This window comes from Flavilitoribacter nigricans DSM 23189 = NBRC 102662 (assembly GCF_002646595.1).
Taxonomy (GTDB): Bacteria; Bacteroidota; Bacteroidia; order Chitinophagales; family Saprospiraceae; genus Flavilitoribacter; species Flavilitoribacter nigricans.
This window is the reverse complement of record NZ_PDUD01000020.1, coordinates 90,978-103,276: the sequence shown is the minus strand read 5'-3', so window position 1 is coordinate 103,276 and position 12,299 is coordinate 90,978. Positions and strand designations below refer to the sequence as shown.

The 12,299-nt window shown below is 53.6% G+C and carries 6 protein-coding genes; 1 reads left to right on the top strand and 5 read right to left on the bottom strand.

Features of this window, described 5'->3' with window-relative positions:
* The first annotated feature begins 89 nt into the window (after nt 1–89).
* Nucleotides 90–794, top strand: a complete 705-nt coding sequence (locus tag CRP01_RS14525; protein ID WP_099150785.1) for an NUDIX hydrolase — start codon at nt 90–92, stop codon at nt 792–794.
* A gap of 196 nt (nt 795–990) precedes the next feature.
* Here the strand turns inward: CRP01_RS14525 and CRP01_RS14520 are convergent, their stop codons facing one another.
* From CRP01_RS14520 to CRP01_RS14500, 5 genes are all read right to left on the bottom strand, one after another.
* Entirely contained in the window at nt 991–2,481 is a 1,491-nt protein-coding gene (locus tag CRP01_RS14520) for a sulfatase family protein (protein WP_099150784.1), read from the bottom strand.
* Nucleotides 2,482–2,522: 41 nt separating this feature from the next.
* Nucleotides 2,523–4,907, bottom strand: coding sequence for a sulfatase-like hydrolase/transferase (locus CRP01_RS14515; RefSeq protein ID WP_170110373.1), 2,385 nt, complete (start codon nt 4,905–4,907; stop codon nt 2,523–2,525).
* Between the two features lie 190 nt (nt 4,908–5,097).
* Nucleotides 5,098–6,558, bottom strand: coding sequence for a RagB/SusD family nutrient uptake outer membrane protein (locus tag CRP01_RS14510; protein WP_099150782.1), 1,461 nt, complete (start codon nt 6,556–6,558; stop codon nt 5,098–5,100).
* Nucleotides 6,559–6,585: 27 nt separating this feature from the next.
* Entirely contained in the window at nt 6,586–9,669 is a 3,084-nt protein-coding gene (locus CRP01_RS14505; protein WP_099150781.1) for a SusC/RagA family TonB-linked outer membrane protein, read from the bottom strand.
* Between the two features lie 93 nt (nt 9,670–9,762).
* The gene (locus tag CRP01_RS14500) at nt 9,763–12,120 is read right to left on the bottom strand and encodes a glycoside hydrolase family 2 protein (RefSeq protein WP_099150780.1); all 2,358 of its coding nucleotides are present in this window, start codon (nt 12,118–12,120) and stop codon (nt 9,763–9,765) included.
* Nucleotides 12,121–12,299: the final 179 nt, after the last annotated feature.

Here is a 12,299-nt window from a genome sequence, read left to right as displayed (position 1 = left end):
TTGTTCAAATTTAAGCGTAATTTATACGCTTATTCTATTAAGTGTAAATTAAACACTTATATTTGGGATATCCAAACATCTGCCCATATATGAGTTCTGCCACATTGAAAAAATACTACGAAGGGGCTGAAAAGATCCTGGTCGCTATTGATTGCATCATCTTTGGTTTCGACAAAGAGACCTTGAAGCTGCTCCTTTTCAAAAGAAAAATTGCACCCTTCGCCGGCGAATGGTCGCTCATCGGAAGCTTTGTCCAAAGCGGCGAAAGTGTACCCGAAGCCGCCCAGAGGGTCCTCGAAGAATCTACCGGCCTCAACAATGTCTACCTGGAAGAGATGGGCAGTTACAGCGATCTCCAACGAGATCCGGGTTCCCGCGTGATCTCGATCGCCCATTACGCCCTGATCCGGCTGGATGAACACAAGCAACAACTTGTGGAGACGCACCAGGCCCGCTGGTTCCCTTACGATGATCTGCCCGATCTCATCCTGGACCATCAGGAAATGACCCAGAACGCTCTGGCAAAACTGAGGAGAAAGGCGCGTTACCAACCCATTGGCTTTGAGCTGTTACCGGAAAAGTTCACCCTACCACAGTTGCAACTGCTCTACCAGGCTATTTACCAGAAAAAGCTCGACCGGCGGAACTTCCGCAAAAAGATCCTCTCCATGAAAATTCTCGAAAAACTGGACGAGAAGGATAAAACGAATTCCCGCAAAGGGGCTTTCCTCTACCGATTTGATGAGAAGAAGTACCAGGAGTTGGAGCGGAAGGGGATGAATTTTGAGTTGTGAGAGGGGTCAGGTGTGGGGGTGACGGGGTGATTTGGAGATGGGGTGATGGGGTGATGGGGAGAGCATTGAAGAAGATACCGTATTTTTCTTCTGGTGAATCGACGATGCGATTGGCCATATCTATTAAATGGCACAGCCGGTTTGGATTGATCCGGCGGGGCTTCTCCTTTTTCAAATGATCATTAAGAGCAGTTTCCTACTCTGTACTACTTAATTCCATTTCGGCTTTGGAGGGACGGGGCCGCTTGCGTACCGGCAGGGGTTGTCCGCTGTAGCGCGTGAATTCATCCGGGGTGCGCCGGGCGGGTAAAATATCTCCGGTTTCCTGCCGGATCGCTTCCATTTTTGTCCGGAGTTGCGCCAGCGTTTCCGCAAATGCCGGATCTCCGGCGAGATTAACCAGTTCGTGCGGGTCTTTCCGAGTATCATAGAGTTCTTCTTCCGGTCTCGGTTCGCGGAAGCAGGCCAGTTGGGCGTCGTTTAGCGTACCGGCTGCCCGCATTTGCAGCATCTTGGCAAAAGTCGGACTGCGCAGTGCATCGGCCGGTGGCGTATTGGGCAGGTCCGGGTAGAAATTGCGAATGTATTTATAGTCCTGGTCACGTACCGCACGGGTATAGTCTTCGAAATCGTGCCAGTGATCTTCCGCGTAGATCCAGTCCCGCACGGTAGCCGAAGGATCGTGCAGTACCGGGCTGAAATCCACTCCTTCGAAAACTGGCGGCACTTCGGCCCCGGCTAACGACAGGAAGGTGGGAGCAATATCCACTGCACTCACCATGGAAGCGGTGGTTGTACCGGCTTTTACGGCCGCCGGCCACCGAACGATCCAGGGGGTTTTGATGCCGCCATCGTACAGGGTAGTTTTATCCCGCGGAAATGGGCGGCCGTTATCGGAGATAAACAGTACCACCGTATTATCAGCCTCTCCGCTTTTTTCCAGGGCGTCCATCAACTGACCAATGTAATCATCCATTCGGTGGATCTCGTCGTAATAGCGGGCAAAATCCTCGCGAACGGTGTCTACATCCGGCAAATAGGGCGGCACGATCACGTCGGCGGCCCGGTGCGGTTCGGCTACAATATCAGAAGTGTAGGGTCGGTGGGGATCCACGGCGGCCAGCCAGAGGAAAAAAGGCTGATCCGCCGGTCTTTGTTGGAAGGTCGCCAGCCAGTTTTCGCAACCGCTGCCGTCTTCTTTCTTTTCGGGGGCTTCTTCCGCCGGGCCGTCGGCGTTCATGACGAAGCCGGAAGTACCGACGGCGGCGATGAGGTCAAAGCGATCCTTCAGCGCATCGCCCAGGTGGTATTTTCCGGCCAGTGCGGTCCAATAGCCATGGGCTTTCAGTTTTTCCACAAAAGTGAGCTTATCGGCCGGTACCGGCCAGTGGAGTTGTTCGGCATCCGTCTGGTGGGGATAGGTGCCGGTAATGATACTCGCCCGGCTCGGACTGCAGGAACTGGTGGTGAGAAAAGCCTGATCAAAGCGCATGCCTTCCCGGGCCAGTCGATCAATATTGGGGGTGCGAATGGATGGGTGTCCGTAGGCACCGGAGTCATCCCAGGCCATATCATCGGCAATGATCAAAATAAGGTTCGGTGGGGTATCGGTCGTTTCTGTATCGGAGGAGGAGCATCCGGTCAACAATCCTAATACCGGCAGCAGGAAGAAAATGTATTTGCTCATATCGTGATGGTTCGTTTTGTCTTGGGTCGGTAAGATAGCCTTTACTCGTTTAATTTTATCCGTTGGTCCCGGTCACATACCAATTTACCGTTCTCTATTTTTAATTCCGCGACCTGCAATACACTACGCCGGTTCTTCAGGGGCTGCTTAAATATCGGTACGCGTTCCGGACCTTTTTGCTGTTCCAGATCATACCGCCGCCAGGGCTCCACGTGGTAGAATATAAATGCACGATCATCCACCACCGCTACACTACAGTGACGGGCCATATTATTGTCCAGGGCCCGCGTGCCCCCCTCTTCCAGGATAGTACCCTGAAAATCCCAGTTTTCACCATCCCCGCTGCTGTACACGAATAAACCCCGATGCGGATCGGTGATCAGCCAGTGTTTACCCTGCCATTCAAAAATGTAGGGCGCTTCTTCAAAACCGGAACCGCTCACTTCCGGATTAAAGACGTCGCTCCGGGTGAAATCCGCATTTTCCCACTCGTACAGGTCCGCACTTTTGAGGTGGTACAATTCGTTTTTCGCAGCCCCTTTCTTTTTCCCTTTAAACCAAAGATGAAAGCCGTCCTCCTGCCGGTAGACCGTTGCATCGATGGTCACCAGATCCTGATCGTGCATCTCTCCTACCACCTTCCAGCCGTTTACCGGATCATTCAGATCGGTTGCATAATGGACGATACGCCCCGGGCCGCCCCAGGCGCCCTGCTTAGTTAAGGTATCCTCCTTAAAGGTAGCAAACATATGGAGCTTACCGTCATGGGGGATAATGGCCGGAGCCCAGTAGGTAGCCCCGGCGTCCTTATTGCCCCCTACCCCATCAAAACGGCAGTAACCCCTGAATTCCCAGTGGATCAGGTCCGTGGAAGCAGCGACCCCGATCGGGGTTTGCAGCCAGGTATTTTCCAGACCGGGCCGGCGGGCGGTATAGTAGATGTACCATTGTTGATCGGATTCGTTCCAGACCACTTCCGGATCGCAGGAACCGTGGTAATTCGGATCGATGAACAGCGGAGCCGGAGGCGAATTGCGAAACTTCTTCAGCTGCCGGGTAACGGCCGACCATTCGGTCAGATCGCCCATATCCCCCTGCTGTTCCATCCAGGCCTGCAACTTTGGTTTGAGTTCCTCGATCAGGGTGTGAGCGGCCGGGTAGCCGATCATATTTTTCATTTCGAAGGGATCGTGTTCCAGATCGTATAGCTCCCACTCCGGGCGGGTTTGGTAACGATCCACTTCGGCCCGGGCTGCTGCATTACCCGATTCGGCGGCAGCCTTCCAGGAACCATAGATTCCGTACGGCCCATTTTTGGCAATAACCGTATTGCTAAAATCCTGATCGTAATTGAGGTTCCAGATCAGTTTGAATCGCTCGTTGCGGACCGAGCGGATCCCGTAAGCTTCCGGTCCGTTGAAGATCCCCCGGGAAGTTTGTACACCGTAGACATATTGCCGGTGCTGCTGTTGTTTACCCGCCAGTACCGGAAGGAAGCTCTCTCCGTCGAAATCGAAGGCCTCCGGTTCGGCTCCGGCCATTTCCAGCATGGTCGGCAATACATCGACGTATTGGATCATCGCTGTCGTCGTGCTATTAGCAGCGATACGATCCGGATAGCGGACGATGGCGGCCGAACGCAGTCCACTATCGTAAAGGGTCCACTTGCTGTGTGGGAGGTTCGATCCCTGCTCGGACAGGTAGATCACCACCGTGTTTTCCGACTGCCCGGAGGCTTCCAGATATTCCAGGACCGTACCTAACTGGCGGTCGAAATAGGTGATCTCCGCGTAATACCGGCGCAGTCCGCGGCGCGTTTCCTCGGTATCGATCAGATAAGGCGGCAAATACAATTTGTCCAGATCATACTGGGTCGTATCGCCCTGATTCCAGGGAGTATGGGATTGATTGGAAGCCACCACCAGACACCACGGATTGTTTTTGTTCTTCTGAATAAAGTCCCTTGCTTTGGTGAGATCGAGATCGAGCCCGTTCCCGTTATCGTGACTGATCCCACCCAGATGATCAAAAGGAAAGTTTTCTAATGGTAGATAATGCTGTTTACCCAGGAGCGCTACCTCATAATCGAGTCCACCGAGATAATGAGGCATACTGCGAATGTGATCGTAAACGCCGCTGTGATTCGGATGCCCGCCGTTGCGTACCGGATGAATACCGGAATACAGGCTCATCCGGGTCGGAGCACACATGGGGGAGGAATTGAAACAGTATTCAAAAAGCATCCCTTCCCGGGCCAGTTGATCGATGTGGGGCGTTTTCACCTGCTCGTTGCCGTAGCAGCCGAGATCGTGATAGGTCAGATCATCGGATAGGATCAGCAGGAAATTCGGCTTTTCGGCCTGCGCAGTCAGCCCGATAGATAGTTGGAGGCACACAAAGAATAACAAATACTTTTTCAAAGCCATTGACATATTTTTCAGTTTACAGATCACCCCATCACCCAGTCTCAAAACCACGCCCGGAAAATACCAAAGGATCCGGATATTTCCCTTCCCAGCACCACATTTGATACCTGCCGTCTAATAAAGGATTGCCCGGAAACAGTATAATTCTCACACCATTTACCGGGCCATCCCTTCCTTGTCGGTCTGATACTTAATATCCCGGGTTTTGCTCCACGGCGGGATTAGCATTGATCTCCGCAGCCGGGATCGGGAACAAGACATGGTGCGGTTGGGCGCTTATCCCACGATTTTGGGCCCGCTCGATAAAATTACCGTGCCGGATCAGATCCTCCCGGCGTTTGCCCTCGGAGACGAATTCCCAGCCGCGTTCGGCCAGGATCCGATCCCGGAGGATCTCTTTGCTCCCGGCATCGGCCAGGGTGAGATCGGGCAATCCGGCGCGACTGCGTACCTGGTTGATCAGGTCCAGCGCTTCCTGGGAAGGACCATTTAGTTCATTGAGCGCTTCGGCCCGACTGAGCAGGATATCCGCAAAGCGAACGATGGGCGAATCATTGCCGTGAAAGTTGGCCACGGCTGCGGGATCAAAGTACTTCAAACTACGACTGTTATTGGGATTATTCCGCAAATTGACCATATCGCCGTTGCGGTTTACGTATTCCTGTACGATCGTGATCAGGCGCTGATCTTCCGCAGCGTAGGAATCCACAAAATCGTCGCGGAGCCGGTATTGGGTAGCCCAGTTGGCCATACTTGTACTCCAGACGTATTCGGGAAGCAGCGGCGAATAGGAGAAATTGGGCGGGAAGGCACCGTTCGGATAGGTATTCCCCGAGCCCGGATCGTTGATCTGGGGCCAGGCTACCAGCAATTCCTTATTGCCTTCGTTCTCTACCTTGAACAGATCCTTGAAGACCGGGAACAGCTCGTAATAGTTCAGATCCAAAATACGCTGGGTGGTCTCCACTACCTTGGCCCACTGTTTGGTATTCAGGTAGAACTTGGTCAGAATGCCCAGGGCATGCCCTTTGGTCGCCCGGCCCCATTGCGGTTCCTGTCCCGGGTCGGGCAGATCGGCCAAGATAGCTTCCAGTTCCGATTCGATAAAGCCCAGCAATTCATCTTCCCGCGCCCGGGGCAAACTTTCTTCCTGCGAAGTGCTGGTCCGCAACGGTACCGGACCGAACCAATTGTACAGAAAAGCGTATTCCGATGCGCGAATATAGCGGGCCTCCGCCGTTAACAGGCTGGCCGTAGCGGGTTGGATATCCGCCGTTTCGATATTTTCCAGAATGATGTTGGCATCCCGGATCGCGTTGTAGTGCGGATTCCACATCGATCCCTGGATCCAGCCCACAGACGGGTCCCAGGTAAAATTGATAAAGAGGCTCAGCGTACGGTTTTCCCCGCCGCCGGTATTAAATGCCATATCAGTGGTCACCTCTTCCATATTGATCAGGTTTTTGTGACCAGTTTGCAGGTTTTGAAAACGGTAGGCGGAAAACAGCAGGGACGTCAGTCCGGCCTCATTGTTCAGGACATTGCCCGGAGAAAATTCACCGGGAGGCACGACATCCAGTACGTCTTCGCAACCAACACTTAAAAGGGAGAGCAGGCATAAACTGAACAGGTATTTTATTGATTTTTTCATCGTTTTAGCGTTTTGATCTTGCCACATTTAAAAGGATACATTCAGGCCCACCAGAAAAGTCCGGGCGAAGGGATAGGTATTGTAATCGATCCGTAATACGCTGCTGCCGGTCGCATTGGCTCCCGGATCCGTGCCGATGTAGTCGGTGATCGTCAGCAGGTTATTCGCCGAAACGTACACGTTCAGATTACTGATGGCTTTGACATTTGCCATCGGGAAAGTATAGCCCAGACGCAAAGACTGCAGCCGAATATAGGAGGCATCCGTAACGGTCCGGGAATTCACCACCCGCTGGCCCTGGGCCGTGGGGTTTACAAAAGAAGGATATTCGTTGGTCGGATTAGAGGGCGTCCAGCGGTTCAGGTAGGGCTCGGCCATTTTATTCCGACGGAAGTTGATGGGAAAGTAGGTATCCACCAGGTTGTTATTCAGGAGACTAACCCCCTCCACGCCCTGAATGAAAGCGCTCAGCGACAGTCCTTTGAAGGTGATGGTATTGGTCCAGCCCCAGGTATATTCCGGAAAAGTATTGCCCAGGATCACCTGATCGTCCGCATTGATGGTGCCGTCTCCGTTCTGGTCAACGTACTTGAGATCACCGGGAGCAACATTATCGGTAGTCAGATCGAAATTGTCATTCTCCTGCCAGACGCCGGCCACTTCGTAACCGTAGTAGGAATACAGCGGATCTCCCGGCCGGGTGATGGTCGCATCACTCACAAAACCCAGTCCGCCGGTAATGATCCGTTCGGCATCGCCGATGTCCAGTACTTCATTGCGGATAGCCGTAAAATTGGCGCTTGTCGTCCAGTCAAAATTGCGCGTATCCACTACCCGGGCCGTCAGGATGGCTTCAATCCCCGTATTTCTGATGCTGCCCACGTTTTCGGTACGGCTTCCGAAACCGGTACTGTTGGGTTTGGGAACGTTCAGGAGCAGGTCCGTCGTTTTAGCGTCAAAATATTCTACGGAACCGTAAAGCCGGTCTTCCCAGAGACCAAAGTCGATACCGATATCTAGTTGGGCCGTAGATTCCCACTTCAGATCGGGATTGGCATTCCGGCTGGGTTGGATGGTCGTAAAACGGGAATCGTTCAGCACCACATCCGCACCGGTATCAAAGGAAGGCAGGAAACGGTAATTGGGGATGGACTGATTGCCGATCACTCCGTAACTCGCCCGGAATTTCAATTGGGAGAACAATTGATCGTTTTCCATGAATGCTTCATTGTGCAGTTTCCAGGCAAAGGCCGCCGATGGGAAAAAGCCGAAGCGGTTGTTGGGTCCGAAGCGGGAAGAACCATCCGCCCGGAAAGAAGCGGTAATCAGGTATTTATCCGCGATGGAATAATTCACCCGCGCCAGATAGGAGACCAGTTTGGACAGGTTCCGTCCGCTGCCCAGGATATTCATTTCCGCCGAGCCCGAACCGATCGCATTGGTGGTGAGTTGCGGCAGGGCGTATCCCCGGCCGTTGCCGTTGAAGCTTTCGGAACCAAAATATTCGTAGGTCGCTCCCACTACCGCGTTCAAGGATTGGTCACCGAAGGCCTTATTGAAATTCAAGGTCCCTTCCGTCAGGTAATAATCCCGGCGACCGGTAATGATCGTAGCAATACCACTGTTCTGCCCCCCGGTCACGGTAATGGGATCAATCCAGACATCGCGCCGGCTGCTGTTGATATCCCCTCCCAGCTTTACTTTGGCCGATAGTGACGGTAGAATGAAATACTCCCCGTAAATAGTACCGAAGGTACGGAAGGATTCACTCAGGGCATCTTCTCCGAGGGCCAGAGCCAGCGGATTATCCGTGGTGATGAAAGGCGACAGATTGTAATTGCCGGCCGCATCGAAAACCGAAATGGTCGGATCAAAATTTATGGCGGAATACAAAGCTCCGGCATTTTCGTTCAGCCCCGTACCGTTCGATACATAGTCATCTTGAATGAAGGAGGTATTCAGGTTGATCCCGAAGGCGTAACGCTCCTTGACCTTGGTATCCAGGTTTACCCGGGCAGTATAGCGCTTCATTCCGGAATACCGGACGACGCCCTGCTGGTCAAAATAGTCGAGAGATACGTAATACTTGTTGATGTTGTTCCCCCCGGAAAAGGAGATGTTGTGGTTTTGGATGGGGGCATCCCGAAACAGTTCGCTCTGCCAGTCGGTGCCGTCCCCCTGGATGTCCGTAACCTCTTCCCCGGCATTGCCACCACCATCCGCAATGATGGCATTGAGCACATCGCGGTATTCGGTAGCCGTCAGTACATCAACCTGATTGGCCACCGTTTGGGTGCCGTAGTAACCGTTGTAGGACACCTTCATGCGACCTTCCTGCCCGTTTTTGGTGGTAATGAGCACCACCCCGTTCGCTCCCCGCGAACCGTAGATAGCCGTGGCCGAGGCATCCTTCAGGATCTCGATGGAAGCAATATCATTGGGATTAAGGGAATTGAGTGGGTTCCGGGGATTGTTATTGGCAACAAAACCCGAACCGGTACCCGAAATAACCGCTCCATTGTTCACCGGCATACCGTCGATGACGTAGAGCGGGTCGTTGCCGGCGGTGATCGAGCTGGCGCCCCGAATGGTAATGGACATCGCTGCTCCCGGTTCTCCTGTTTCCTGGGAGATCAGTACCCCCGGCGCCCGTCCCTGCAGCATCTGCTCCATGGACACATTGGCTCCGGGTGTAAGATCATCCGATTTCAGAGAGACCACGGAGCCGGTCAGGTCGCTCTTTTTGACGGTACCGTAACCGACAACCACCACTTCTTCCAAAGCCCGCGCGTCGGGAGAAAGATCAATATCGATGGTGTTCCGGCTACCCACTTCGATCTCCTGCCCGGAATAGCCGATGTAGCTGAACACCAGTACGGCGGATCCGTCCGGCACGGAGATCTCGTAATTGCCGTCGATATCCGTCACCGCTCCGTTCGTAGTGCCTTTGACCAGGATATTTACTCCCGGCAGGCCAAGACCATCTTCGGCGGAGGTCACTTTCCCATTGACCCGAAAGTCCTGGGCGGATAAATTAAAACTCAAAAAAAGGATGCCGAATAGGATCGGCCACGGTAAGGGCCGGTTGGCCCAGGCTTTGCGCTGTTTCATATACTGTCAGTTTTAAGAGTGTGTTTGGGAATTATTAATCGGACTGCAAACGCCACAACGAAAAAATCCCAAACACACTCTGAGTTGAGTAGTTTATTCGGTTCCTTTTGTTTCCCGCGCCCCGGTGGCAGATTTGCCATCCGGGACCAGGCCGGAAACATAGAGGCCAAGATCAAAGGCCACCTCCTGGCTGTCTTCCTGGCGTTGTACCCGGATGGCCACCACGTTTCGGCCGGGCCGGAGGAACGCGACGGCATTCCGGATCAGTTTATTGGTGTAGTGGCGTTTGCGTCCCCCTTCGTGCCGAAGGTGGGTCACCTTCTTGCCATTGATGAAGAGGTCCATTTCCGCACGGTGGAGGTAATATTTCAGGTTGATCTGGTCGTAAGTCTCCGTGAGGTAGAAGGTTCGACGGGCAAACAGCTCCGTTTCTGGGTTCCATTCCCCGCCGTCGGGTAGGAATGGATTATCAAAAGAGCTCATCGGGAAATCCTCACTTGCCCAATCCGCGTCATCAAAGCCGGGACCTGTCCAGGCTTCTCCGGTCTGTCCGCTTGCTATCTTCCACTGTGTGGTGCCGGATTCGGCATCGCTCAGGAGCGTGCGTTTGTTCCAGGCGGAGCGATAGAGCGGAGCGAATAGTTTTCGCGTTACCGCCGGATCGATCTTGATCACTTCGCGGTCGTAGGTCATCATGCCGTTCACTTCTCCTTCCACATCGGTCGTTTGGGTGTAGATTGCCCCGGACAAACCCTGGCTTTTCAGGCCCACCAGATCCTGCATTAGTGTCGTAAACCGATCCTCCAGCGTTTCCTGATCCTGGAAGGTCAGGTAGCCCCAGTTGCGTTTATCCCACCACATGTGATCCTGTACGGGATACCCCAGACCACCGAATTCACCCAGTACCGAGGCGCGGCCGGGTTCCGGGGCTTCCATTCCGGGACCGGGATAGAGGTGCACATCGATAATGTCGCCCACTCCGCGGTCTTCCCAACCACTGGGTGCAATACAGAGTCGACTCGGATCGTAGTTTTTCACCCATTCGGCAATTCGCTCCGTATCATACTGCCCCCAGCCTTCATTGAAGGGCACCCAGGTGATAATGGATGGGAAAGCGTAGAAATGATCGATCATTTCCTGTAATTCCGTTTCAAACTGGAGTGCGGAAGCCAGTGGGCGTACAGCGTCATTTCGTTGCCCGGGCGCCACCCGGAGGTCCCGGAAATAGTTTCCGTTGGGCATATCCTGCCAGATGAGCATGCCCATCTTGTCACAGTTATAGTAATAGCTGGCGGGTTCTACCTTCACGTGCTTGCGCAGCAGATTGAAGCCAAAAGCTTTGGTCATTTCTACATCGTACATCAGGGCTTCCTCGGTCGGGGCGGTGTATAAGCCGTCCGGCCACCATCCCTGGTCCAGCAGGCCAAACTGGAATACCGGCTGATTGTTCAGCATGATCCGGGTGTAGCCGTTCGGGCCTTGTCCCAGACTGATCTTACGCATACCGAAATAGCTCTGGACCTTATCCGACTGGTTTTGGCCTGCCGCCCGTAATTCTACTGTTACATCGTACAGAAAAGGATCTTCCGGAGACCACAGGCGTGGGTTGGGCACGGCAATTTCCAGGCCACTCCCCCGGCTGCCGGCCGGCAGGTCTATTTCCGACCGGGCCACCTCCTGGGTTCCCTGTCGGATACTGATACTGGCGGTCGTAGCCGTACTCAGTGAACTGGTCTGCAATTCCATCCGGATCTTTCCCTGGTCGATATCCGGAGTGATCTTTACGCGACGAAGGTGATCGGCCGGCGTTTTTTCCAACCAGACCGTTTGCCAGATCCCGGTCACCGGCGTATACCAGATCCCTCTCGGGTCCCGCACCTGTTTCCCCCGGGCCTGGGTGCCCCCATCCGTGGGATCCCATACGCGCACAACCAATTCCTGACGGCCCCGCTGCTTCAAAAAGGGAGTAATATCGAAGTTAAATGGCGTGTAACCGCCCTTGTGGCCGCCTACGATCTGACCGTTCACGTAAACCGTAGTTTCCCAATCGACGGCACCGAAATGCAACTGCAACCGTTCGTTTGCCGCCACGGACTGACCGTTGAAGGTGGTGCGGTACCAGAGATAATTGTCCTCTCCCACGAGTTTTTTCACGCCACTCAGGGAAGATTCTACCGCAAATGGGACCAAGATGTCCCCATCGTATTTGGAAGGTGCCCCGTCGGAAGTTTCCCGAATGGCGTATTCCCAGGTGCCGTTCAGGTTGGTCCAGTTGTCCCGCCGTAACTGTGGCCGGGGGTAAACGTTCCAAACGTTTTCCGGGTCGACATCATCCGTCCATTTTGAATCCATCTGGTATTTAAGCACTTCCGCTTCCAATGGTTCCTGCGCCACCAATGGGCATACGAATACTGCAAATCCCCAGGTGAGGATCAGTCGAAATAAATTCATTGTTGTCTTAAATTATTTTAGTGGTCAATAGCTACAACCGCTAAGGACGGTCGCGCAATTTGTCAGTTTTATCCGGGTCCGGGCAATCAGATGAGCGCCGGACGGGTAGGTGGCTATTCCGGCTGGCTGGATCAGCCTGCCGGAATAGCTCGTTGGTTTCTAGTTCATCGGATCGATCA